Annotated in this window: 24 protein-coding genes; 9 read left to right on the top strand and 15 right to left on the bottom strand. The window is 52.8% G+C overall.

Going from position 1 to position 23,287, the window contains the following annotated elements:
- Positions 1-234: 234 nt before the first annotated feature.
- From LN341_RS00665 to LN341_RS00650, 5 genes are all read left to right on the top strand, one after another.
- Complete coding sequence (locus LN341_RS00665; RefSeq protein ID WP_234203832.1) at positions 235-1,311, top strand: HlyD family secretion protein; 1,077 nt, start codon at positions 235-237, stop codon at positions 1,309-1,311.
- Positions 1,308-3,434, top strand: a complete 2,127-nt coding sequence (locus LN341_RS00660) for a peptidase domain-containing ABC transporter (protein WP_234203831.1) — start codon at positions 1,308-1,310, stop codon at positions 3,432-3,434. Before LN341_RS00665 ends, LN341_RS00660 begins: the two co-directional genes overlap by 4 nt.
- Before the next feature lie 138 nt (positions 3,435-3,572).
- Entirely contained in the window at positions 3,573-3,794 is a 222-nt protein-coding gene (locus LN341_RS00655) for a hypothetical protein (protein WP_234203830.1), read from the top strand.
- A gap of 57 nt (positions 3,795-3,851) precedes the next feature.
- A complete protein-coding gene (locus LN341_RS21855) occupies positions 3,852-4,343 on the top strand; it encodes a type II CAAX prenyl endopeptidase Rce1 family protein (protein ID WP_370643676.1) in 492 nt (163 codons plus the stop codon).
- Positions 4,292-5,458, top strand: a complete 1,167-nt coding sequence (locus tag LN341_RS00650) for a glycosyltransferase family 2 protein (protein ID WP_234203829.1) — start codon at positions 4,292-4,294, stop codon at positions 5,456-5,458. Before LN341_RS21855 ends, LN341_RS00650 begins: the two co-directional genes overlap by 52 nt.
- A gap of 293 nt (positions 5,459-5,751) precedes the next feature.
- Here the strand turns inward: LN341_RS00650 and LN341_RS00645 are convergent, their stop codons facing one another.
- Positions 5,752-5,949, bottom strand: a complete 198-nt coding sequence (locus tag LN341_RS00645) for a response regulator transcription factor (RefSeq protein ID WP_234203828.1) — start codon at positions 5,947-5,949, stop codon at positions 5,752-5,754.
- Between the two features lie 292 nt (positions 5,950-6,241).
- Here LN341_RS00645 and LN341_RS00640 point away from each other — a divergent pair, with 292 nt between their 5' ends.
- Positions 6,242-8,563, top strand: a complete 2,322-nt coding sequence (locus tag LN341_RS00640; protein WP_234203827.1) for a Tex family protein — start codon at positions 6,242-6,244, stop codon at positions 8,561-8,563.
- Between the two features lie 81 nt (positions 8,564-8,644).
- Here the strand turns inward: LN341_RS00640 and LN341_RS00635 are convergent, their stop codons facing one another.
- Positions 8,645-9,109, bottom strand: coding sequence for a hypothetical protein (locus tag LN341_RS00635; protein ID WP_046220415.1), 465 nt, complete (start codon positions 9,107-9,109; stop codon positions 8,645-8,647).
- A 145-nt stretch (positions 9,110-9,254) separates the two neighbouring features.
- Entirely contained in the window at positions 9,255-10,079 is an 825-nt protein-coding gene (bioH, locus tag LN341_RS00630; RefSeq protein ID WP_046220416.1) for a pimeloyl-ACP methyl ester esterase BioH, read from the bottom strand.
- 46 nt (positions 10,080-10,125) lie between these two features.
- Between bioH and LN341_RS00625 the strand changes: the two genes are divergently transcribed.
- Together LN341_RS00625 and nfuA are read left to right on the top strand one after the other, a co-directional pair.
- The gene (locus LN341_RS00625) at positions 10,126-10,812 is read left to right on the top strand and encodes a ComF family protein (protein WP_234203826.1); all 687 of its coding nucleotides are present in this window, start codon (positions 10,126-10,128) and stop codon (positions 10,810-10,812) included.
- 118 nt (positions 10,813-10,930) lie between these two features.
- Positions 10,931-11,509, top strand: a complete 579-nt coding sequence (gene nfuA / locus LN341_RS00620) for a Fe-S biogenesis protein NfuA (RefSeq protein ID WP_046220418.1) — start codon at positions 10,931-10,933, stop codon at positions 11,507-11,509.
- A 180-nt stretch (positions 11,510-11,689) separates the two neighbouring features.
- Here nfuA and LN341_RS00615 read toward each other — a convergent pair whose 3' ends face one another.
- From LN341_RS00615 to LN341_RS00590, 6 genes are all read right to left on the bottom strand, one after another.
- The gene (locus LN341_RS00615; protein WP_046220419.1) at positions 11,690-12,082 is read right to left on the bottom strand and encodes a 3D domain-containing protein; all 393 of its coding nucleotides are present in this window, start codon (positions 12,080-12,082) and stop codon (positions 11,690-11,692) included.
- A 108-nt stretch (positions 12,083-12,190) separates the two neighbouring features.
- On the bottom strand, positions 12,191-13,540 hold the full coding sequence (gene dinF, locus LN341_RS00610) for an MATE family efflux transporter DinF (RefSeq protein WP_370643722.1): 1,350 nt from the start codon (positions 13,538-13,540) through the stop codon (positions 12,191-12,193).
- Between the two features lie 88 nt (positions 13,541-13,628).
- Positions 13,629-14,474, bottom strand: coding sequence for a heme o synthase (cyoE, locus tag LN341_RS00605; RefSeq protein ID WP_370643721.1), 846 nt, complete (start codon positions 14,472-14,474; stop codon positions 13,629-13,631).
- A 99-nt stretch (positions 14,475-14,573) separates the two neighbouring features.
- Positions 14,574-15,728, bottom strand: coding sequence for a heme A synthase (locus LN341_RS00600; RefSeq protein ID WP_234203824.1), 1,155 nt, complete (start codon positions 15,726-15,728; stop codon positions 14,574-14,576).
- Positions 15,729-15,759: 31 nt separating this feature from the next.
- Positions 15,760-16,308 carry a cytochrome oxidase gene (locus LN341_RS00595; RefSeq protein WP_234203823.1) on the bottom strand — a complete coding sequence of 183 codons (549 nt, stop codon included), beginning with the start codon at positions 16,306-16,308 and terminating at the stop codon, positions 15,760-15,762.
- 16 nt (positions 16,309-16,324) lie between these two features.
- The gene (locus LN341_RS00590) at positions 16,325-17,005 is read right to left on the bottom strand and encodes an SURF1 family protein (protein ID WP_234203822.1); all 681 of its coding nucleotides are present in this window, start codon (positions 17,003-17,005) and stop codon (positions 16,325-16,327) included.
- A 53-nt stretch (positions 17,006-17,058) separates the two neighbouring features.
- Between LN341_RS00590 and LN341_RS00585 the strand changes: the two genes are divergently transcribed.
- Positions 17,059-17,265 (top strand): DUF2909 family protein, encoded by a 207-nt coding sequence (locus LN341_RS00585; protein ID WP_027250530.1) that lies wholly within the window; start codon positions 17,059-17,061, stop codon positions 17,263-17,265.
- 17 nt (positions 17,266-17,282) lie between these two features.
- On the opposite strand, the gene LN341_RS00580 is transcribed toward LN341_RS00585, so the two are convergent.
- The 6 genes from LN341_RS00580 to lexA form a co-directional block, all read right to left on the bottom strand.
- Positions 17,283-18,185: a cytochrome c oxidase subunit 3 gene (locus tag LN341_RS00580; RefSeq protein WP_234203821.1), complete on the bottom strand. Its 903-nt coding sequence runs from the start codon at positions 18,183-18,185 to the stop codon at positions 17,283-17,285.
- 8 nt (positions 18,186-18,193) lie between these two features.
- The gene (locus LN341_RS00575) at positions 18,194-18,745 is read right to left on the bottom strand and encodes a cytochrome c oxidase assembly protein (protein WP_234203820.1); all 552 of its coding nucleotides are present in this window, start codon (positions 18,743-18,745) and stop codon (positions 18,194-18,196) included.
- Between the two features lie 9 nt (positions 18,746-18,754).
- Complete coding sequence (gene ctaD / locus LN341_RS00570) at positions 18,755-20,359, bottom strand: cytochrome c oxidase subunit I (protein WP_046220425.1); 1,605 nt, start codon at positions 20,357-20,359, stop codon at positions 18,755-18,757.
- Positions 20,360-20,372: 13 nt separating this feature from the next.
- Entirely contained in the window at positions 20,373-21,518 is a 1,146-nt protein-coding gene (gene coxB, locus LN341_RS00565; protein WP_046220426.1) for a cytochrome c oxidase subunit II, read from the bottom strand.
- A gap of 256 nt (positions 21,519-21,774) precedes the next feature.
- On the bottom strand, positions 21,775-22,572 hold the full coding sequence (locus LN341_RS00560) for a class I SAM-dependent methyltransferase (RefSeq protein ID WP_234203819.1): 798 nt from the start codon (positions 22,570-22,572) through the stop codon (positions 21,775-21,777).
- Between the two features lie 90 nt (positions 22,573-22,662).
- Positions 22,663-23,283 (bottom strand): transcriptional repressor LexA, encoded by a 621-nt coding sequence (lexA, locus tag LN341_RS00555; protein ID WP_046220428.1) that lies wholly within the window; start codon positions 23,281-23,283, stop codon positions 22,663-22,665.
- Positions 23,284-23,287 lie beyond the last annotated feature (4 nt).

The following is a 23,287-nucleotide window of genomic DNA, read 5'->3' as shown; positions in this document are numbered from 1 at the left end:
ATCTATTCATGTATCCCTAAAAAATATTTGCAATTATCTTGCGCCGATTCTGCCTATGGGATTGACACCTTGTTGTTTCGCAAAGAAGTATTTGAATATCAGAAGCATCGGCTTTTAGGAAACGTCTGCCTGACCCAGCCAACATATTTATACCTATTCGCAATATTCATCCTGATGTTCTTCACTATCTTGATGTGTTTTCTAATAAGCACCGAGTTTTCACGCAAAGAGACAGTGAAAGGTTACTTACGTCCGGAAGCCGGTGTGATCAAGGTGTATTCCAATCGCAGCGGAATTATCGATAAGATCTATGTCAGCGATGGGATGGTCATTCAGGAAAATACACATTTAGTCAAAATCCAGAACAGCCAGAATCTGTCAACCGGGGTTGAATTATCTTCCGCACTCAGCCAGGAATTAACCACTCAGATTGCCACGCTGGAAAAAGAATTCCAGACCAATGTGGCCATGCATGAAAAGAATCAGTCCCGGCTGGAAACCCAGATCACACAGTTAACCAAAAGTCTGCAGGCCATCAAAAATGCTGAACGCACAAACCAGAAAAAGCTGCAACTGAAGGAAAAGCAGTATCTGAATCACCAGAAACTCCACGACAAAGGATTTACCTCCGCCAGCCAACTGGATGAAACGGAAGAGGCCTACCTCGAAGCGCAGGCAATCAGCGACCGGACTCAGCGTGAAATTGCCGGAATCAAAGCAGAAATCTCTGCTCAAGAATCGGAATTAGCATTGCTGCCTGGCCAATTGTCCTTGCGACAATCTGTTATCTTGCGGGAAATCTCCGGCCTGAAAGTGCGGCTGACAGAGCTGAACAACCAATTTGAATTCATCAAGCAGGCACCTGAAGCAGGCACGGTGACTGCCATTCAGATCTCGCCCGGCACTCGGGTCGATGAAAGTACGCCCCTGATGAGTATTATTCCCAACCACTCACCACTGGAGATTGAGCTTCTGCTCCCGACCCGTTCCGCTGGTTTTGTTCAAATTGGTGACCCGGTGAACATTCGCTTTGATGCCTTCCCTTATCAGAAATTTGGCATGATCTCGGGCGAAATCACTCATGTCGACCGGGCACTGGTTCTGCCAACCGATAAACGCTTACCTGTCAATATTGATGAAGCGGTCTACCGGGTCAAAGCCAGGCTCCTCCAGCAATCTATGCATGCCTATGGCAAAACATTCCCACTCAAAGCGGGGATGATTGCGGAAGCTGATATCATTCTGGAACAACGCAGTTTACTTGAGTGGATCCTGGAACCCCTCTATGCCGTGCAAGGAAAATTAGGATGAGTGACCAACTATCTGACGTCACCAACACAAACGTTTCGTATGACCCGCAGCTTTCACTGCTGTCTTATTCCGGCAAGAAACGTGTCCCGATGGTCATGCAGGCAGAAGTCGCAGAATGCGGCTTAGCCTGTCTGGCAATGATCGCCTCCTACCACGGCTTTCAAATCAATATCCCGCCACTGCGCCAGCGTATGGCGCTCGATGATAGCGGGATGAACCTCAAACAAATGATGATGCTGGCTGGAGATTTGCAACTCGCGGGCCGAGCATTGAAGTGCGATCTGGAAGAAATTGATCAGCTTCAGCTCCCCTGTATTCTGCACTGGGATTTACAACACTTTGTGGTGCTCACCGGCGTCAGTAAAAAAGCCGTCACCATTAACGATCCCGCCCACGGTAAGCGTAAGTTCTCAATCGCAGAGTTCAGCCAGCACTTTACCGGGATCGCACTGGAACTGACGCCCACCGCAGAATTCCAGAAAAAAGATGAACGTGCGGTGATGAAAATGCGCCAGCTATGGCGCAAAATCACTGGCCTTAAACGCTCACTCGCCACCTTATTGAGCCTGTCACTGGTGTATCAGTGTACTGCCCTGCTCTCGCCCTACTATATGCAGTGGGTGATCGACTCTGTGTTACTCAGTAAAGACACTGCCCTGCTACTGGTTCTGGCCTGCGGCTTCACGCTGCTGCTCATTTTCCAGTCTGGTCTCAGCGCCTTCCGTAGCTGGCTGGTGCTTCGTCTGAGCAGCGCCATGAGTTTGCAGATGGGAGCAAACCTGTTCCATCATTTACTGCGCCTGCCGTTACACTATTTTGAAAAAAGGCATGTCGGAGACATTGTCTCCCGATTCGGGGCGTTATCCGCTATCCGGGAAACACTCACCACCGGTCTGGTTGAAGCCGTTATCGACGGTGTGATGGCTGTTGTAGTACTGGTGATGATGTTCCTCTACAGCCCGTTACTTGCCACTGTCGTTCTCGGCATTGTCCTGTTCTCTTTTCTGATCCAACTGGCTTTCTATTATCCAAACCGCCGGATCACCGAAGAAAACATTATGGCAGAGGCCAAAGAAGACACCGCCTTCCTGGAATCCATTCGTGCTATCCAGACCATCAAACTCTTTGGTCAAGAGTCCAATCGTCAGAACTTATGGCTCAACCATTATGCTGAGGTGATCAACACCAATATCCGGCTAGGCAAACTCAGCATCGCTGAAAACACCCTCAACACTGTCCTGTTAGGTATTGAGTCGATTCTGGTGATCTATTTCGGTGCATTAATTGTCATTGATGGCAACCTGACCGTGGGAATGCTGATAGCCTTTATCGCCTATAAAGGACAGTTCACGTCCAGTATGGCCGGGCTGATTGACCATGTCCTGAACTTCAAACTGCTCAGTTTGCACCTGGAGCGGTTGTCAGATATCACCCTTCAGGAAAAAGAGCCGGTTGGTTACAGTACCCCCCTGCCCAAGTCAGCCTTTAGGGGTGGCATTCGGTTGGAAAACATCAGCTTTCGTTACGCAGATACCAGCGATGCAGTGCTCACAGATGTCTGTATGGAAATTGCACCAGGTGAGTCGGTTGCCATCGTCGGCGCTTCCGGCTGCGGTAAAACAACGCTGCTCAAAATTATCCTTGGTCTGCTCAAACCCACGTCAGGTCGTATCTACCTCGACGGAATTGACATGAATGACATACCGCTGAGCGAATATCGCCGTTATTTTGGTTCAGTGATGCAAAATGACATGTTGCTCTCCGGCACAGTTACAGAAAACATCACCTTATTTGAGTCCAACTATGATGAAAATCGCGTCAGAGAATGCTGCCGCATGGCCTGCATCCGGGATGAAATTGAAGCCCTGCCGATGGGCTACCACGCGCTCGTCGGCGACATGGGTAACAGTTTCTCCGGGGGCCAGCTACAACGCCTGTTTTTAGCCCGGGCACTTTATCAGTCCCCAAAAATATTATGCCTGGATGAATCAACCAGCCATTTAGATAAAAGCAATGAACACTGGATCAATGACAATATCAAAACCCTAACTATGACCAGAATTATGATTGCTCACAGAGCAGAAACCATTTCGACGGCTGACCGGGTGATTCAATTGAAATAATGATGGATGATCCTGGTGAATTTCAGAGAGAAGATCTTCTGCGAAAAAATATCTATGACTACCTAACTGGGTAGGTTACATTCAGTCCAATAACAATATTATACGCAAGCATATTGCATCAAAATAAAAGGATTAAACATGAAAGAATTGAATCATCAAGAAATGTTAAATGTGAATGGTGGCTGGATGGGTAAAGCACTGAAAGAGGTTGGAAAGATGATAGGCGGTGGTTTTGCTGGTGAAAGTGTCAGCCGTGGTTTAGATAAGTGGGAGAAATCTTCGCACAGACACAGCACCCCATCCAGAGGCGGTTGTGTTGGTGGTGCAAACTCGCACCATTCTCGGAAGCAGGACAGATAAATTTAATATGGAGGTTAAACAACCTCCATACTTCATATAGAAAGAATAAAATTCATAATGATAAAAAAACATTTCTACAACACATTAGAACAAGATCTAAAATCACTCATAAGGCAAGTGTTACTAGTAAAGATTATGTTTGTAATAGCGGTTATTTTTATGTCGGTTATCAAGCTTATCTTCATTGACACAAATCAAACCGTTGACGCTCTGTACAATGAAGACAGGACAGTAATATCTGTTTTTATTTATTGTCTAATAGAAACCATTTTCTTCTTTTTTATATTACAAAACATGTGTCGTTTTGTTTTTGGTGACATCTATATTTCCGCAGTGATTGTCACCATATTGTTCTCATTAACCCACCTTTTAAACTCAGTCGCCAACTCATTATTCACACTTGGGTTAGGTTACATTTTTTGTGTCTTATTCGAGTATTTCAGAATCCGGTTTGGAAATATCATATCCATTATCATAAACTTATCTTACCATTTTGCATGGAATTTATTCGCGATCTTTCTCTTTCCGAAACTAATAGATGGATTATAAATTATAGAATGAAAACGTTTAGCGTCACCATCATTATCAAAAATGAAGAAGACAACATCCTTTGCTGCCTTGCCAGTATTTTAGAAGCAGCCAATGAGATCATAATCGTGGATACCGGGAGTACAGACAGTACACTCGACCTGTTGAAAAACCTTAACTGCGATAAAGTAAAAATATTCCATTTTCTATGGTCAGACTCCTTCGCAGAAGCCAGGAATTTTGCACTCAGCAAAGCAACCAGTGATTGGATTCTGGTACTGGATGCGGATGAAACAGTGGATAGTGCTGACACAATTCATCCGCTCCTTGAAGAGCTCTCAAGACACAATAATCACAACTTACTGCTATGTCCTGAAATTATCAGTAACAATGGTTGCAACCTTAAAACCAACATCCGGTTATTTAGAAACTCAGTGCAAAACCGCTACCATGGCCGAGTCCACGAATACATTGTACCAGACTTAAGAAAAGACCAAATCCTTTCTGTTCCGATAACATTCAGACATACTGGTTACAGTGATGACTTACTTTCTAAGAAAGACGACAGAAATCTCAAGTTACTCAACTTGCAACTGACTGAAGAACCGGAAAATATTCGCTGGAAATTTTTCAAATCCAGATATTTCCCTCCATCAATTACATCGATGGAGAAAAAGAGCTTACTGACCACGGTAATTCACATGGGAAAGCAAGATATGAGTCAATATGAAAATTATGTTGCTGGTGCTTATTCTGAGCTCATGGCTTTTTTATTCAATGAAGGTTCTGGATGCGAACTGAATCGGATAGTTAATGAAGCGCTATCCTCACTCCCCGATCATACTGATGCACATTATTACCAATTACTGCAACAGTATGATACAGCCAAAACTCAATTCAATGCTGAGCTTGCATCCATTGAACGTAGCTTGGTCGATCCAAAAAAAATGCTCGAACGAGATGTCGATCATCATTCAAAATATGACTTATATCAGCTAATTAGCTTGGTGAAATACAAATCAGGAAACGAGCTAGATGCAATGCGAATAGAGAACACAATATTAAATGACGTCGAAGTGACTTTCCTCCATCAAGAGTTATTATCCGAGTTGAAGACCTTTTTAACTCAGAGTTAGAAAAATTTTCCTTGTCTCTTGATTACGCCTTAAAGATCGAGAGACTGGATAGTCGTTCCGATTTTATTCCTTGCTCATGACCGTCATTCTCATGAAGTTGGGAGTCCCGAGACTATTAAGGATAAAGTTCGCAATGATAAAGAAGATATGCTTCAGGTAAGCTATCTTCATCTTGAGTTCCATAAATTCACATCTGTGCGGTTATTACGAACATTACCTTACAAAATTAAGAACCATGTATCATTCAGGGATTGTGTCGAGAAGATAAGTATAGGATGAACCAACAGAGGTCTTCAGGCACGCTCCCCCACCATTCCTGATTTCAAAACTGCACAAGCCAACTCAGTTCTTGTGTTGACCCCATAGGTACCAAAAAGCTGTTTACAGTGATATTTCACGGTATTTTCTGAAATAAACAGTTGTTGTGCGATCTGCTTGTTTGTCATCCCTGACATGATCAAAACGGCGATTTGCTGTTGTCTTCCTGTCATCTGATTTGATTCTTCGATGTGATGGTGCTTGATTATATGTATCGCGATTTAAATGCAAATTATTGCTTATCATGTCTTGGATTGCATCGACAATAAATCAATCGTCTGGCTCATCAATGGGATGACTTCGACACGTTTTAGCATTTTGTCCGCCTGCCGCTGCTTGCATACAGATCACACCCGCCGCTTCGGCTGGCAAACTCCTGACATTTTGCGGGGGCTTGGGCGCTGACTGACGGGCGGAATTGTGGTTAGATGGTCGGCCTGAGAAAACTGTAGCCAAAGGAATTCTATGACCGCGAGTATCCATCACCTGATTGCGTCTGAACTGAACGTCAAAACGCAGCAGGTTGCCGCAGCCGTGGCGCTACTCGATGACGGCAACACCGTCCCCTTTATTGCCCGTTACCGTAAAGAAGTGACCGACGGGCTGGACGATACCCAACTGCGTAATCTGGAGTCCCGCCTGGGCTACCTGCGCGAGCTGGAAGACCGCCGTCAGGTGATCCTCAAATCCATTTCCGAGCAGGACAAACTGACGCCTGAGCTGAAAGCTGAAATCTTATCCGCCGACAGCAAAACCCGTCTGGAAGACTTGTACCTGCCGTATAAACCCAAGCGCCGCACCAAGGGCCAGATTGCGATTGAAGCCGGTCTGGAGCCGCTGGCAGATCTGCTGTGGTCACAACCCGACCACGATCCGGAAGCCACTGCGGCAAGCTATGTGTCCGCCGACAAAGGGGTCGCCGATACCAAAGCGGCCCTGGACGGCGCGCGCGCCATTCTGATGGAACGTTTTGCCGAAGACGCCGCCCTGCTGGATAAAATCCGCCGCCACCTGCAGAGCAATGCCGAACTGACCGCCCGCGTGGTGGAGGGCAAAGAGCAGGAAGGGGCGAAATTCAAAGACTACTTCGAGCACAACGAGAAACTGACTCAGGTGCCGTCACACCGGGCGCTGGCGATGTTCCGCGGCCGCAATGAAGGTGTGCTGCAACTGGCACTCAATGCGGATCCGAATCAGGAAGAAGGCGTGCGCGGCTCTTACTGTGAAGTCATCATTGCCGATCACTATGGCGTGAACCTGGGCACTAAACCGGCAGACAGCTGGCGCAAGCAGGTGATCAGCTGGGCCTGGCGCATCAAGATTCTGATGCACATGGAAACCGAGTTGATGGCCGCCCTGCGTGAGAAAGCCGAAGACGGCGCGATGCAGGTGTTTGCCGATAACCTGAAAGATCTGCTGATGGCTGCCCCTGCCGGACCGCGCATGACACTGGCGCTCGATCCGGGCCTGCGTACCGGGTGTAAAGTGGCCGTTATCGACAGCACAGGTAAGCTGGTCGATACCGCCACCATTTATCCGCACCAGCCGCAAAAACAGGTGGCCCAGTCCGCCGCCACTGTGCTGGCACTGCTGAAAAAACATAACGTTGATCTGATTGCAATCGGTAACGGGACTGCTTCACGTGAAACTGACAGCTTTGTGGCGCAGCTGCTCAAAGACAGCAATCTGAAGATTCAGAGCGTGATGGTCAGTGAAGCGGGTGCCTCTGTGTATTCCGCCTCTGAACTGGCGGCCAACGAGTTCCCGAATCTCGATGTGTCGCTGCGTGGTGCGGTTTCCATCGGCCGTCGCCTGCAGGATCCGCTGGCAGAACTGGTAAAAATCGATCCCAAATCCATCGGTGTGGGCCAGTATCAGCACGATGTCAGCCAGAACAATCTGGCCAAGCGTCTGGATGCCGTGGTGGAAGACTGTGTAAACGCCGTTGGTGTGGACGTCAATACCGCCTCGCCTGCCCTGCTGACCCGCGTAGCCGGTCTGACGCCGGCAATTGCCAGCAACATCGTGGCCTACCGTGACGAACATGGTCGCTTTGATGCCCGCACCACACTGAAAAAAGTGTCGCGTCTGGGGCCGAAGGCTTTTGAGCAGTGTGCCGGTTTCCTGCGGATCATGAACGGTAAAAACCCGCTGGATGCGTCCGCGGTTCACCCGGAATCCTATGATGTGGTCAAAGCCATTGCCGCGAAAAACGGCAAGCCGCTCGATGCCTTAATTGGCAACAGCGAGTTCCTGCGCGGTTTGAAAGCAGCCGACTACACCACAGCAGAAGTTGGCCTGCCGACTGTGACCGACATCATTCGCGAGCTGGACAAACCGGGCCGTGACCCGCGACCTGAGTTCAAGACGGCCACCTTTGCTGAAGGCATTCACGAAGTGAAAGATCTGGTACCGGGCATGGTGCTGGAAGGGGTGATCACCAATGTGACCAATTTCGGCGCCTTTGTGGATGTCGGTGTTCACCAGGACGGCCTGGTCCACATTTCGGCGCTGTCGGACAAATTCATCTCCGATCCGCGCGAAGTGGTCAAAGCCGGTGACGTAGTGAAAGTCAAAGTGATGGAAGTGGACCTGCAGCGCAAACGGATTGCTCTGTCGATGCGTCTGAGCGACGAGCCGGGCCAGGAAGCCAGCCACAAACCGCAGGGCGGCCAGCGTCAGGGCGATCAAACTCGCCGTGCGCCGCGCCAGCAGCGTGACCGACAGCCGGACAACAATGCCATGGGCGGTGCCTTTGCCGCGGCGTTTGCCAAAGCCAAGAAGTAAACGCGATAAGCTGAACGACAAAGGCGGGTTGATACCCGCCTTTTTCTCTTCAATACAGCCTTTCGCTCAAAATATCATCACTCAGACAATCTTCAGCATTTCAGTGGGCGGATTCGGTACTGTGGCCTGGGCGTATTTATAGCGGATCACGCTGCGGATGCGTTCCATCTTGCTGATCTGCGCCAGTTCTTCAAGTAGCGACCTTGGCAAGCGGATATGCATGCTGTAACCCAGCTCGCTGACATCTTTCATATAACTGTCTGCCGACAGTGCCAGCACCAGTTGTTCAAATTCCTGCTGATAGCCGTAGCTTTTTTGCTGGGCGGCATCCAGCGACGCATAATCCGGGTGCTCACTGGGATCCCAGCCGGGCCGGCGCATTTGCTTGTCATCGCCTTTGAGCGAAGGTTCGCCGCCGGAAGGCAGACTGGCACTGGCCGGGCGCACTTTGTCACGGATCTTGTTATCCCGCGCAGCCTGCTCCGTCATCGGATTCACCGATGGCGCCAGTGTCGGGATACCGGCATTCAGGGGCGACACGATCATGTTCAGGCGACTCCTACAGGCAACGCTTTGAGCCATTGGCTCTACGCTGACGCACCCGAGCAACGGCTATTGTGCGCCTTATGAATAACAGCAAATCGGGCAGAGATCGCTGCCGCGATATACTGATTATCGGCCAATCACGCGTTTACTTTAATATTTCTGTCGCTTCAGTCGCCCGGGCAGCCGGAACGTTACCGTCAATAAACGACTGTAATACCTGCAGAAAGTCCTGTGGGTGAGAAATGAAAGGCGCATGGGACGCTTTCGGAAAAACGACTTTCTCTGACTGCGGTGCCAGTTTGTCCATGTCGCTGGCGACTTTTACCGGCACCAACCCGTCAAGCCGGCCATACAGGCGTAGCCAGGGCTGTTGGATCTGAGCAAGCTGCCGACGCAAATCCACATCCGCCAGCATCTCCAGACCGGCAGCCAGCGCGTCCGGTGAAGGCTGAGGACGCGACAGCACGGCCTGCTTGAGTAACTTAATGTCCTGCCGTGCACTCGGGCTGCCCATGGCCTGCAGCGCCATGAAGCGCTCCACCGTCAGGCTGAAATCGTCACTGAGCTGTTGCCGGAAATCACTCAGCACCTGAGGCTGGATGCCGCGCCAGCTGTCCATCGCGGCAAAACGCGGCGAACTGGCCACAGTGATCAACTTGCTGACCCGATCGGGCGCCTGCAGCGCCGCCTGCTTGGCCACCAGTCCACCCAGCGACCAGCCCAGCCAGATCGCTTGCTCCGGCGCGTCAGCCAGCAAGGCTTGCGCCATGGCTTCGACCGACTGCGCTCCGACACCGGCGCTGTAACCATAGCCCGGCATGTCAACGACATGCACCCGGTATTGCGCTTCCAGATGTGGCACCAGATGCTGCCAGACGGCACCATTCATGCCCCAGCCATGAATGAGAACCAGATCGGAACCCTGAGCCGGGTCCTGACCAAATGCTTGCCAGTAGACAGATGCCGTCATGTACACTTCCTTCACTTCAAACCGGATGGCAAGGATGTTATCCCCTGTGGCTGTAAGATCAATCTTTCGTTGGCCAAACCAGCGATGTGCCTTGTGCCGTTTACCGCTGCGTGACAGTGATCACTACTGGTGTCACCACTGTCTGACCAGCCTGCCTACGCCGCCTTATTGCCGGCGCTGCGGCGCCACCACACTGGAATCCGTCAGCCATTGCGGCTACTGTCTGCGCCAGCCGCCGCCCTGGGATCGGCTGGTGCGCCTCGGGGAATATGGCTTTCCGCTCAATCGGCTGGTTCAGCAATACAAGTTTCAGGGGAAGTTCTGGCTCCGCCAGCCACTGGCCGGTTTATTAGCCGAGCAAATCACTGAGCCGGCTCCGCTGCTGCTGCCTGTACCGCTGCATCCCTGGCGCCGGCTGATCCGCGGATTTAATCAAAGTGCGCTGTTGGCGGACGCCCTGGCAGAGATCACAGGGAGCGAGAGCGATCACCGGGTGCTGCACCGGACCCAATGGGCCCGGCCGCAGCATCAGCTCTCAAGAAAAGCCCGCCTGCAGAATCTCCGGCAGGCATTTATACTTAATAACAACAGGGTGTGGCCGGATCACGTCGCCATCGTTGATGATGTGGTGACCACCGGCAGTACCGTCTCTGTGTTGTCTCAGCTGCTCAGGAAGCAGCAGGTCGCCCGGATTGATGTCTACTGTCTGGCCTTTACACCCCATGATCGCTGACCGGTGACGGCTCGTTTGAACTGTTCAAAAAAACCACACAAGATTCAGGGGTGCGAGTTCTTCCGCCAAAGAGTAGAATAGGTTTAACGCTTACTAAGTCAGGTATTACGTCGTGTCTATGATTACTATTTCAGAAAATGCACAGCAGCATTTCGTTAAGCTGCTGGCCCAGCAGCCGGAAGGCACTAACATCCGTGTCTTCGTGGTTAACCCGGGTACCCCCAATGCTGAGTGCGGCGTGTCTTATTGCCCGCCGGAAGCCGTAGAAGCCAGTGACACCGAGATTCAACTCGGTCTGTTCTCTGCTTATATTGATGAGCTGAGCCTGCCCTTCCTGGCCGACGCTGAGATTGATTTTGTTACCGACAAAATGGGTTCACAGCTGACACTGAAAGCCCCGAACGCCAAAGTCCGTAAAGTGTCTGACGATGCACCACTGATGGAGCGCGTGGATTACATGATTCAGACCCAGGTTAACCCTCAGCTGGCCGGTCACGGCGGTCATGTATCCCTGTCTGAAATCACGGAAGATGGTATCGCGATTCTGCAGTTCGGCGGTGGCTGTAACGGCTGTTCTATGGTGGATGTGACCCTCAAAGAAGGGATTGAAAAGCAATTGCTGGCCGAATTTGAAGGTGAGCTGAAAGGGGTTCGTGATGTAACTGAGCACGCCCGCGGCGATCATTCCTACTACTGATCAGCACAAGCTTGCTGTGTCCCGGCGCGAGCACCCAGTCCTTACTGTCCCTACAGCCGCACCGGAACCAAGCCCATAAAAAAAGCCGCTTTCGCGGCTTTTTTCATTCTTGTCTTTTGCTTAATGCCTATCAGGATAATCAGGCTTTCGTGCGATTATTCGGCTAGGTATTGTGCAGTATCAGGCTTTTAGTACTGTGATGGTCACAGCGCGTCGGCCCCAGTTTTTCGCGGCCCGGACATCCCGGCCCATGTAAATATCAATTTTCTTTGACCAGCGGTGATGCATCTTATCCAGCACCACATACTCACCAGGCAGGCCTGAGATTTTCACTTTAGAGCCGTGTTTGAGGCCCATTTTCAAAAGGTCTCGAGATACTGCGATTGCCTTCATTCCCGGCTTTAGTCTGTCTCCCCAGGCAGCAATCGAAGGGCTGCTGTCGGTCTGGGCGGGTACGGAATTATACGCCGTTGCTGTCACCCGAACTTTGGCGCCCGGAGCCACTGCACTAGCATTAAAACACCATCCTAAACCCATAAAAAGCAATAAAAAAACACCGATTTTTTGTTTCATTTTCAACCTGCTCAACTCCAAAAACAGGTCATATTTTAAACACTATCAATAGGAAAGGGTAGAGTTATTCGCCCACACAAGCTTATTGAACAGCATAAAATATGATAACTATTTGTTAGAACAGGCCTCTTCAAGAAAAATATTTTTTTGCCATTGATACGCAAAAATAGCCGCTAACGAAAGTCCTCGGATGGCCAGAAAACCTAACATTGCCGCCCATAGCGCATGATTGCCAAACGGACTCAACAGCAGCCATATCAGGAAAAAACAGCAGGTTGCGATAAACATGCTGTTGCGCATTTCTCTGCCCCGGGTCGCGCCGATAAAAATGCCATCCAGCAGAAAACACCACATCGCCACCAGAGGCACAGCCGCCAGCCAGGGCAGATAACGACTTACTTCGCGCTGCACGGCTGGGATATCCGAGATCAGAGCGATAATCGCATCGCCGAACAGCGCAAAGGCCAGCGTCATCAGCACAGCAATCACCACACTCCAGAACGTGGTGCTGATCAGCGTCCGGCTCAGGGCTTCACGGTTTCTGGCACCGATGGCTTTGCCCACCATGGCTTCCATGGCATAGGCAAAGCCGTCCATCCCATAGGACACCAGCATCAGGAAACTCATCAACACCGCATTGGCAGCCACCACGTTATCCCCCAAGCTGGCGCCCTGAAACGTCATAAAGCTGAACGCCAGCTGCAGGCATAAGCTGCGCAGGAAAATATCCCGATTCAGGCGCAACAAGCGCCCCATGCCCTGCCCGACCTGGCTAAGCTGGTCTCGCCAGGGCGGCAGATTCAGTCTTTTCCACTGGCAGGCCACAAAATACAGACCCAGTATCATGCCGCTGTATTCGGCGATCACAGAGGCGGCGGCCGCACCGGCCACCTGCCAGCCCAGCCCCAGCACAAACAGGACATCGAGCAGGATATTGATGCTGTTGGTGATGATCAGCAGCCACATGGGCAGCCGGGCATTCTGACTGCCCAGCAGCCAGCCCATAATGACAAAATTGGCCAGGGCCGCCGGCGCCCCCCAGATACGAATCGAGTAATATTGATCTGCGTAAGTTTTCACAGCGTCACTGGCATCGCTGACAGAAAACACCGCATCCGCGATCAGGCCATGGCTGAGGATCAGCAGCGCCGCCAGCCCCCAAGCCAGCGCGATGCCCTGCAGGAGTACAGTCGCCTGCGAAGATCGATTACTAGCGCCGTAAGCCTGCGCGCACAGCCCGGTGGTTGCCATACGCAGAAAGCCGAGCAGCCAGAAGGTTACGCTGATCATGGTGCCGCCAACCGCCACGCCCCCCAGATACCAGGCATGCTCAAGATGGCCGATCACAGCCGCGTCCACCAGCCCCAGCAAAGGGACAGTGATATTGGACAGCACCATAGGAAGCGCCAGGGCAAAGACCTGGCGGTGGAGGGAGATATCTTTTAATGCGGCCAGCACAGTTTCAACCTTATGATTCACACGCTTAAGCCGCACAGTGTAACAGCAGGCTCCGTGACTGCCAGCTGTTCACATGCATCTGCCGGTGTCAGGCCAGCAATATGCCCAGCCAGTGGTCAGCCAGCAGCACGACAAACAGCCCCAGCAGGTGCCAGATTGAAAACTTGAAGGTCGCCCAGGCATGGCCAGGTTCATCGGCAAACTTAAGCTTCACCGCATAACCGACAAAGCCCAGATTCAGCGCCAGGCTGCCCGCCAGATACAGCGCCCCGCTCATACCTGTCAGCCAGGGCAACAGGCCGATCAGCGTCAGAATCAGGGTATAAAGCAGAACCATGGTTTTGGTAAAGGCAATGCCGTGCGTCACCGGCAACATGGGAATGTCGGCCTTGGCATAATCATCGCGGCGATGTATCGCCAGCGCCCAGAAATGTGGCGGTGTCCAGGCAAAGACCAGCATCACCAGTAACAGGGCATGCGGATCAAACTGGCCGGTCACAGCGGCCCAGCCGAGCAAAGGCGGCGCGGCGCCGGCCAGACCACCGATCACGATATTCTGTGGCGTGGCATGCTTGAGCCACACCGTGTAAACCAGCGCATAACCGACCAGACTGGCCAGCGTCAGCCAGGCCGTCAGCGGGTTCAGCTGCCACAACAGAGCAAAACCCACAATCATCAGCACAGTAGCGAAAATCACTGCGTTCACAGTCGGTACCCGCCCGCGCGCCAGAGGCCTGTGATGGGTGCGGGCCATTTGGGCATCCAATTGCCGGTCGAGCACATGATTAAAGGCCGCGGCAGACGCGGACTGCAAGCCGATTCCCAGTAACCCCAACACCACGGCTTTTATCGGAGGGATCCCCGGGACTGCCAGACACATGCCCACCAGCGCCGTCAGCAGCAGCATGGCCACGACTTTGGGTTTAGTCATCATCAGATAATCGCGCCCCAGCTGTCGCCAGCCGCGGCCTGAATACGCTATCTGCCGTGCTTCCAGTGACTGTAATTTAGCCATGTCGCTTCCCTCCCTGACTTAGCCTGACTTGGGTGTCATCCGGCCAAAATGCGTTTGCCTTCCCTGTGTGTCTGCCTGCGCCTGAATCAGGGCATGGCGGACGGTTTTCACTCGCGTAATCCGTGCAGCCCGACGGATCATGGCTGCGGAGGGAGCCGTAAACAACGCCCAGTTCGCCGCCAGTACGCTGAGCAGTAAACTCAATCCCCCCAGATTATGAGCCACAGCCACGGGCAGTGGCAGGCTGGCCAGTACATTCGTCACCCCCAGGGCGATCTGCACCGAGAGCAGTGCCAATATCACTGCAGCGTAGCGTCGCCAGCCGATCTGCCACAGCCGCCAGATCAGTAGCAGGATCACCAGGGTTGTCAGCATAGCGCCGATGCGGTGCGCGGCATGAATTGAGACCCGCTGGTCAAAATTCAGCACACCATACTGATAGGTCTGAAAACCCGGCTGCCAGGGTTCAAACGCCCTGATATCGAATTTGCTCACCCAATCCACTTCACAGACAGGCAGCTGAGTACACACCACCGCAGCATAGTTGGCTGCGGTCCAGCCGCCCAGTGCAATCTGCACCGCCACCACGATCAGTCCGGCCACGGCTAAGCGCCTGACCCTGAGCAACTGAGGCGATGAGGCAACCGCTGGCGCTGGCCGTTCTCTGTCTCTCGCCAACATCCGCAACCAGAGCACCAGCAACAGGCTGGCCGTAGTAAAACCGCCCAGCAGGTGGCCCATTACGATCACCGGCTTGAGCGACATGGTGACAGTCCACATCCCCAGCAGCGCCTGGAACACCACAAGCGCCAGCAGCACCAGAGGTAAGCGGTGCGGCCTGTCATCACGGCGACGGGCCACCACATTCAGGGCCACAATCAGCAGCCCGAGCGCACCGGCCATATAGCGGTGGAGCATTTCATTCCAGGCCTTATGCACTTCTACCGGGTGATCCGGAAACGCCTGCTGGGCCAGTGCATGCTGCGCGTCCGTTTTGGGGACGGTCATGAAACCATAGCATCCGGGCCAGTCCGGACAACCCAGCCCGGCTTCTGTCAGCCGGGTATAGGCTCCCAGGGCGATGACAGCAACGGATAATAAGAGCGTCAGTCCAACCAGCCAGGTAAAGCGCCGGTCGGTCTGCCGGGAACGGGAAGAAGCCATTGAGAACATCGCCACTCCTTAGCGCATGCGGTTTGCAGCATCAGCCTATTTTGGAAACTTTCAGTAAACGTTTGAGATCCCTCAGCATGTCTTTCCCCTGAGCCAGGACCTGGGTCTGGCCTTCCACCAGAGGATAAGCCAGCATGACATTGCCCTGCGGATCTGAGATATAAATGGCCTGGGCACCGAATTCCAATGCACGGATCTGAGCAAGGACAAGATCCGGTGCGGCCAGTACTGTACTGCCGCCGGCCTGCACCTGCTCTGCCGAAGGCAAGCCTGTATCACCCTGACCTGAGACCAGCACCAGACTGACAATCCGCTCCTGCTCGGCGCCCATGGCCTGAGGCACCTGACGCAAATTAAACAAGGCTCCCTGACAACGGGCATCACATGCTTCGGGCAGCAGATAGACCAGTTGCCATTTGCCACGCATCCCCAGCCAGTCGGTGACCACAGGCTCATCCAGCAACTGTCCCCGATTGATGGCTCCCCCCTGATACCAGTGGTTGTCCAGCACCAGTTTGGCCACCACCACAGGCAGCACAAACAAGAGTAACAACAGCACTAAATTGATGTGTTTTCTCATCCCTGACTCCTGTTTATCAATGCGTACTGCGCTTCAGCCACCACCAGGCCAGTCCGGCGACCGCCAGCGCCAGCAAAAACCACTGCACGGCATAGGCATAATGCTTTTCAGGCCCCATCACGACAGCCTGCCAGTTCTGCTTCAACGCCAGCGGGTCATCCGGGTCAATCTGTATCACCCAGTCAGGCAAGGGCAATCCTGTTGCCGCAGCCAGTTCGTCTGGTTTGATGTTTTGCACCCGCCTGGGCCAGCCGCTTTCTGTCCCGGTTTCGCTCAGCTCAGGAAGCTGCGTCGGCGACGCTATCATGCCCGTCAGCATGACCTGACCGTGAAATTCGGGCAGCACAGGTAACTCATCCCGGTATTGCGGGGCGGGCAACCAACCTAAGTTCACCAGTACCCAGGCGCCGTTTTCGGTCCGGAACGGGTAAAACAAGTGATAACCCGGGCGGCCGCGATCCAGCTGGTTATCCAGTAAAACAGCTTTGCTGTGGTCATACTCTCCACTGAGCCTGACCCGGTACCACAAAGGGTCATCCGGCAGACTGGCGACACTGTAGAAGGTCTGCTCTCCCCTGAGCTTCAATGCGGCTGTCAGCGTTTCTTTTTCCTGTCCCCGTGAGATCTGCCACATTCCCAGCTTGACCAACACCGACAGGACCACCAAAGTAAAAAGAATAAAACCTGTCCGTCTCATCGCGTCCTGTGCCTCGTCCCTGACGCCCTGATTCAGCCAACCACGGAGCTATCATGTTGCTAAAAATCCTGATTGTCTGCCTGCTGTTCTTTATCCTGTTTAACCTGTTTCGTGCCTTGCCCGTGATGCTGAAAGGCAAGCAAAGCAAGCCGATGTCTCACTACCTTGGCCGGCGCGTGCTGTTTTCTGTGCTGCTGTTTGCCCTGTTGTTACTGGCACTGGCGACGGGTCTCATTGAACCGCATCCCCGGCCGTTCTAATGCCCTCGGACAAGGCATCAGAGAATATAGACAAAGACAAACAACCCCAGCCAGACCACATCAACAAAGTGCCAGTACCAGGCACCGGCCTGAAAAGCAAAGTGCTGCTCCGGTGAAAAGTGCCCTTTCAGCACCCGCAGCCAGACGATAAACAGAATCAGGGTACCCAGCGTCACGTGCAGGCCGTGAAAACCGGTCAGCATAAAGAAGGTATTGCCGTAAACCCCGGCATCCAAGGTCAGATTCATGTCTTGATAGGCGTGGATATATTCGACACCCTGCAGGTAGACGAACAAACCACCCAGCAGCACGGTCAACAGCAGATAAAGCGTCAGCCGCGGGCGGTTCCCTTTTTCCAGCGCCACATGGGCGAAATGCACGGTCACTGAAGAAGTCAGCAGAATCAGAGTGTTGTAGAGCGGCAGACCCAGCGGCCCCATGGCCTGGGTTTCTGTGCCGTCAGGGGTTATGATCAGTGGCCAGTGGGCGACAAATTCCGGCCACAGCACTTCGTTTGTCATCGCATTATTGCTTGCCCCGCCCAGCCAGGGCACGGCGATCATCCGGGCATAGAACAAAGCCCCGAAAAAAGCGGCAAAAAACATCACTTCCGAGAAAATGAACCAGCTCATGCCCTGACGAAAGGAGCGGTCCATCTGTGAGCTGTACAGGCCGGTCATCGATTCGCGGATCACATCGCGGAACCAGCCCACCAGCATGATCAGCAGCAGACCCACGCCGCTCATCAAAATCCAGGGACCATTGCCACCGAACAGTCCGCCAACAGTAGCACCGGCGCCCATGGCGATTAAAAAAAGCGCGACAGCTCCGACTATCGGCCAGGCGCTGGCCGCCGGTACATAATAATGCTCATGGGAAGGTTTCAGGGACTGCTCATGTTCTGTGTACGGATTCGCCATGGTCGACCTCATTGCGTTTGCGCCGCAGGTTCCGGCTGAGCGTTAAACAAGGTATAAGCCAGTGTCAGTGTATTGATGTCCTCAGGCAACTTGGGATCAATATAGAAGAGCAATGGCAGCTCTGCTGACGCCCCGGCAGCCAGTGGTTGCCGGTTAAAGCAAAAACATTCAATTTTATTGAAATACTGCGCCCCCAGCCCCGGCGAGACGGACGGCACCGCCTGGCCCACTGTGGCGGTCTGCGTCAGGTTCTGGGCCGAATACAGCACTGTGTAGGTTTCACCCGGATGGACCACCAGTCGGGTCACTTCCGGTTCAAACCGCCAGGCCATACCCGGATTGATATAGGCCATGAACTCCACGGTCACAGTGCGTTTGTCATCGACCTGCTCACTGGCAATGGCGGCCTGGTTGGATGTTTTGCCATTGATGCCAGTGACTTCACAAAACACGTCATAAAGCGGCACCAGAGCAAAGGCGAAGCCAAACATCCCCAAAGACATGGCAATGAGCGACAGCAACGATTTCTTCTTGCCTTTTTCCTGATCGGCATGAGCCATATCGCCTCCTTAGTCCACCTTAGGTGGCGTGGAGAAAGTATGATGTGGCGCCGGAGAAGGCACTGTCCATTCCAGTCCTTCGGCACCGTCCCAGGGTTTCGCAGCTGCCGGTTCACCACCTCGCACACACTTCACCACGACCGCCAGGAAAATCAGCTGCGACAGACCAAAGAGAAAACCACCAATACTGACGATGGCGTTCACATCAGCAAACTGCAGCGCATAATCCGGAATCCGGCGCGGCATCCCAGCCAGTCCCAGGAAATGCATCGGGAAGAAAAGGATGTTGACCGAGATTACAGAACACCAGAAATGCCATTTCGCCAGACGTTCATCGAACATATGCCCCGTCCATTTCGGCAGCCAGTAATAAGCTGCGGCCATGATGGAGAAGATCGCGCCTGATACCAGCACGTAATGGAAATGAGCCACCACAAAATAGGTATCGTGGTATTGGAAGTCTGCCGGGGTGATCGCCAGCATCAGGCCGGAGAAACCGCCTATGGTAAAGAGAATAATGAAGGCAATGGCAAACAGCATCGGCACCTCAAAGGTCAGCGATCCCCGCCACATGGTCGCCACCCAGTTAAACACTTTTACCCCGGTCGGCACCGAGATCAGCATGGTGCAGTACATGAAAAACAACTCGGCGGCCACCGGCATCCCCGTGGTAAACATGTGGTGGGCCCACACCAGGAAACTCAGACCGGCAATCGATGCCGTGGCGTACACCATCGAGCTGTAGCCAAACAGCCTTTTGCGAGAAAATGCCGGGATAATGGCCGAAACGATACCGAAACTCGGCAAAATCATGATGTACACTTCCGGGTGACCGAAGAACCAGAAAATATGCTGGAACATCACAGGATCCCCGCCACCGGCGGCATCAAAGAAACTGGTACCAAAGTATTTGTCGGTCAGCACCATAGTAACCGCCCCGGCCAGCACCGGCATCACAGCGATCAGCAAAAATGCCGTGATTAACCAGGTCCAGACAAACAGCGGCATCTTCATGTAGGTCATGCCGGGCGCACGCAAGTTCATGATCGTGACGATGACATTAATCGCCCCCATGATGGAACTGATCCCCATGATATGAATCGAGAAGACAAACAAGCCGGTGCTCTGCGGACTGTAAGTCGTCGAGAGCGGCGCATAGAAAGTCCAGCCAAAGTTCGGGCCGCCGCCTTCCATGAACAATGACGCCAGCAGCATGGCAAACGCAAACGGCAGAATCCAGAAACTCCAGTTATTCATCCGCGGCAGTGCCATATCCGGCGCCCCGATCATCAGCGGCACCATCCAGTTCGCCAGCCCGGTAAAGGCAGGCATGACAGCACCAAAGACCATGATCAGGCCATGGACTGTGGTCATCTGGTTAAAGAAGTTCGGCTCCACCAGTTGCAAGCCAGGCTGGAACAACTCCGCCCGGATCACCATCGCCATCGCCCCACCAATCAGGAACATGGTGAAGCTGAACATCAGGTACAGGCTTCCGATATCCTTATGGTTGGTAGTAAACAGCCAGCGTTTGATGCCACTTTGATGATGGTGTGCATCATGCTCAGTATGGCTGGTCTCTTCCACTGTCTGTTCACGCATCATGTCCGTCATGACCTGTTACTCCCTAAAGCTGCTCGCCCTTAAGAACTGCCTGCACTTCTGCGGCCTGAACCATATCACCGGTATTGTTACCCCAGGCATTGCGCTCATAGGTAATGACAGATGCCAGCTCCTTCAGGCTCAGTTGCGGGCCGAACGCCTGCATTGCCGTCCCGTTACGTCCGTGAACCACTACGCTGATGTGTTCCAGTTTTTTTTCCGGGTCAACCGAAATGCCTGTCCCGGCCAGTGCAGGGAAGGCGCCCGGTAACCCCTGGCCATTGACCTGGTGACACACAGCACAACGGGTGTTGTAGACGCTCTCTCCCATCGCCATCAGCTCCTCCATGGGCATTTGCATGTCCAGCAGACGCAGCTCTTCCGCTTTCGCTTCGCGCTGGGCAGTTTTGGTGACCTGCAGCCATTCCTCAAAATCAGCCTGCGGTTTGGCAATCACCACGATCGGCATAAAGCCATGATCCTTGCCGCACAGCTCAGCACATTGCCCGCGGTAGATCCCTGGTTTATCGATCTTGGTCCAGGCTTCATTGATGAAACCGGGGTTGGCGTCTTTCTTGACGGCAAACGCAGGGACCCACCAGGAATGAATCACATCCTGTGAGGTCATCAGAAAGCGGATTTTTTGGCCGACAGGCACCACCAGCGGATGATCCACTTCCAGCAAATAGTTATCGCGCTTTTGCCGTTCATTGTTAATTTGCGCCTGAGAGGTGGCTAAGTTGGAGTAAAATTCAACATCTTCGCCGAAATAGCGATAATGCCACTTCCACTGCGAACCGGTGATCTGAATCGTGATATCCGATTGCGAGGTATCTTCCATCGCCAGCAGGGTTTTGGTGGCCGGAATAGCCATCACAATCAGAATGACAAAAGGAATCAGGGTCCAGAGCAGTTCCACCTTGGTACTTTCATGGAAAGAAGCCGCCACCGCGCCCCGTGACTTCCGGTGGTGAATAATGGCCCAGAACATCACGCCGAAGACCACGATACCAATCGCGACACAGATATAAAAAATCGTCATATGCAGTGAGTAGACCTGCTGACTCACCCCGGTGACACCCTGAGTCATATTCAGCGGCATCGACTGGGTTTCTGCCCATACAGGCAAACTCAGCCAGCCCAATAATCCATAAAACCATTGCCGCATCATGCCGTGGATCCCTCCCTCAGTCGCCCTGACAGTCAAGTGCCAGTTACCGTCCCACGCCGGAGACAACAGACACCTGTCTCAGCCAGGATTCCCTAATCAGCGCAAATATAGCTATAACAGCTTGTTTACATTTAACTTAGGACAGATTTGCCGGAATGAACAAAAATTTGAGTGAGAAAAAGTCAACGCCCGTCAGAAATGGGCGCTGGTCGACAGAGCGGACAGATCAGCAGATAGACAGAAAAAAGTGCGGTGCTTAATAACGCAGATGCGACACCACAGGCGTCAGCCTGTGGCCGAACGAAGGCAAATGGGACAACCATCGCTGCCAGGGACGCCAGCGCGGACAAGGGACAGTCAGTGGCGAATGACTGGAGATTTGCTCGGCCCAAGGCAGCCATTGCAGTAACTGGCGGGCCGGATCTTCAAAGCCGTGAGCATAAGCCTGCGTCCCTAATTTATGACCCAGACCGCTGTCACAGCGATCGCCGGCCAGCACAAGGCACAATTCCAGCTGATTGAAATGACAACCCACCCGCTGGACAAATTTCGCCACTTCCTGCGCAGAAATCTGCAACAACGCCTGATCACAGACCAGCATCACCGGCGAGGAAAAAGAGGTCGGCAGCTGGGATAACCAACTCAAGTCGGTCACAGAGCCCGGCCGCATCCGATACCGTTCACTGGCATGGAACAACTTTTGCCGCCACAGCAGGTTCTCATCACAATCCAGCTCCAGCCAGCGGCACCGGCCGTTATCCAGACGATAGAAACGGGTATCCAGCCCGGCTCCGACATTGATGACATGCCCATTCGGAAAACGACGCAGGAAATGCTGTACCCGCTGATCCACCAAGAGGGTCAGGGTTGCGTGCAGCAACTGGTGCTGATCGACATTACCGACCAGGCAATCGGGCGCCAGATGACATTGCTGGCAGGCCGCAGCAGCTAAGGGATCGTAAATCAAGCCACCGTCAGCCAGACTCTCGCGGCTGCGCAGCCAGAGCGGCTGCAAGAGTGCAGCCGGAATATGATAGCGGGCAGATTTCGTCATAGTCGTCATCGTCTACAAGGTGATACTTTGATGATAATGACTATCATTAACTATTGCAAAGGATTCGTTGCCCTTTACATCGATCAGGCATCAGCCCCAATCACCGTTACGAATTACACCCACAGCAATGCCTTCAATGGTCAGATGCTGCTGAGTCAAATCCACCACAATCGGTGCAAACTCATCGTTTTCAGCATGCAGATAAACCTGAGAGCCTTTCTTTTCAAGACGTTTGACCGTCACATCGTCATCGACACGGGCCACCACCACCTGGCCGTTGCGAACATCCTGGGTTTTATGCACCGCCAGTAAATCGCCATCCATGATCCCGATGTCTTTCATGCTCATGCCATTCACCCGCAGCAGGAAATCGGCCTGCGGTTTAAACATGGACGGGTCAACATCGTAATGGGTTTCCACATGCTCCTGAGCCAGGATCGGCTCTCCGGCAGCCACACGCCCGATGAGCGGCAGACCACTTTCCTGTGTATCCTCATCATTCACCAGCAGGCGAATACCGCGTGATGCACCCGGTACTATTTCAATCACCTGCTTACGAGCCAGCGCTTTTAAATGCTCCTCTGCCGCGTTGGCAGAACGGAATCCCAGTTCACGGGCAATTTCCGCCCGGGTCGGCGGCATACCGGCTTCTTCAATTTTTGCTTTGATCAAATCAAAGACTTCTTGTTGGCGTGGCGTTAACGGCTTCATGACA

Source organism: Photobacterium sp. TLY01 (assembly GCF_021432065.1).
GTDB lineage: Bacteria > Pseudomonadota > Gammaproteobacteria > Enterobacterales > Vibrionaceae > Photobacterium > Photobacterium halotolerans_A.
The sequence above is the reverse complement of the archived record's forward strand: the minus strand, read 5'-3'. Positions and strand labels throughout refer to the sequence as shown.

Coding starts and splice junctions, on each gene's coding strand:
- LN341_RS00660 (WP_234203831.1), top strand. CDS start 1,308: ATGAGTGACCAACTATCTGACGTCACCAACACAAACGTTTCGTATGAC.
- LN341_RS00655 (WP_234203830.1), top strand. CDS start 3,573: ATGAAAGAATTGAATCATCAAGAAATGTTAAATGTGAATGGTGGCTGG.
- LN341_RS21855 (WP_370643676.1), top strand. CDS start 3,852: ATGATAAAAAAACATTTCTACAACACATTAGAACAAGATCTAAAATCA.
- LN341_RS00650 (WP_234203829.1), top strand. CDS start 4,292: ATGGAATTTATTCGCGATCTTTCTCTTTCCGAAACTAATAGATGGATT.
- LN341_RS00645 (WP_234203828.1), bottom strand. CDS start 5,949: ATGACAGGAAGACAACAGCAAATCGCCGTTTTGATCATGTCAGGGATG.
- LN341_RS00640 (WP_234203827.1), top strand. CDS start 6,242: ATGACCGCGAGTATCCATCACCTGATTGCGTCTGAACTGAACGTCAAA.
- LN341_RS00635 (WP_046220415.1), bottom strand. CDS start 9,109: ATGATCGTGTCGCCCCTGAATGCCGGTATCCCGACACTGGCGCCATCG.
- bioH (WP_046220416.1), bottom strand. CDS start 10,079: ATGACGGCATCTGTCTACTGGCAAGCATTTGGTCAGGACCCGGCTCAG.
- nfuA (WP_046220418.1), top strand. CDS start 10,931: ATGATTACTATTTCAGAAAATGCACAGCAGCATTTCGTTAAGCTGCTG.
- LN341_RS00615 (WP_046220419.1), bottom strand. CDS start 12,082: ATGAAACAAAAAATCGGTGTTTTTTTATTGCTTTTTATGGGTTTAGGA.
- cyoE (WP_370643721.1), bottom strand. CDS start 14,474: ATGATGACTAAACCCAAAGTCGTGGCCATGCTGCTGCTGACGGCGCTG.
- LN341_RS00600 (WP_234203824.1), bottom strand. CDS start 15,728: ATGTTCTCAATGGCTTCTTCCCGTTCCCGGCAGACCGACCGGCGCTTT.
- LN341_RS00595 (WP_234203823.1), bottom strand. CDS start 16,308: ATGAGAAAACACATCAATTTAGTGCTGTTGTTACTCTTGTTTGTGCTG.
- LN341_RS00590 (WP_234203822.1), bottom strand. CDS start 17,005: ATGAGACGGACAGGTTTTATTCTTTTTACTTTGGTGGTCCTGTCGGTG.
- LN341_RS00585 (WP_027250530.1), top strand. CDS start 17,059: ATGTTGCTAAAAATCCTGATTGTCTGCCTGCTGTTCTTTATCCTGTTT.
- LN341_RS00580 (WP_234203821.1), bottom strand. CDS start 18,185: ATGGCGAATCCGTACACAGAACATGAGCAGTCCCTGAAACCTTCCCAT.
- LN341_RS00575 (WP_234203820.1), bottom strand. CDS start 18,745: ATGGCTCATGCCGATCAGGAAAAAGGCAAGAAGAAATCGTTGCTGTCG.
- ctaD (WP_046220425.1), bottom strand. CDS start 20,359: ATGACGGACATGATGCGTGAACAGACAGTGGAAGAGACCAGCCATACT.
- coxB (WP_046220426.1), bottom strand. CDS start 21,518: ATGATGCGGCAATGGTTTTATGGATTATTGGGCTGGCTGAGTTTGCCT.
- LN341_RS00560 (WP_234203819.1), bottom strand. CDS start 22,572: ATGACGAAATCTGCCCGCTATCATATTCCGGCTGCACTCTTGCAGCCG.
- lexA (WP_046220428.1), bottom strand. CDS start 23,283: ATGAAGCCGTTAACGCCACGCCAACAAGAAGTCTTTGATTTGATCAAA.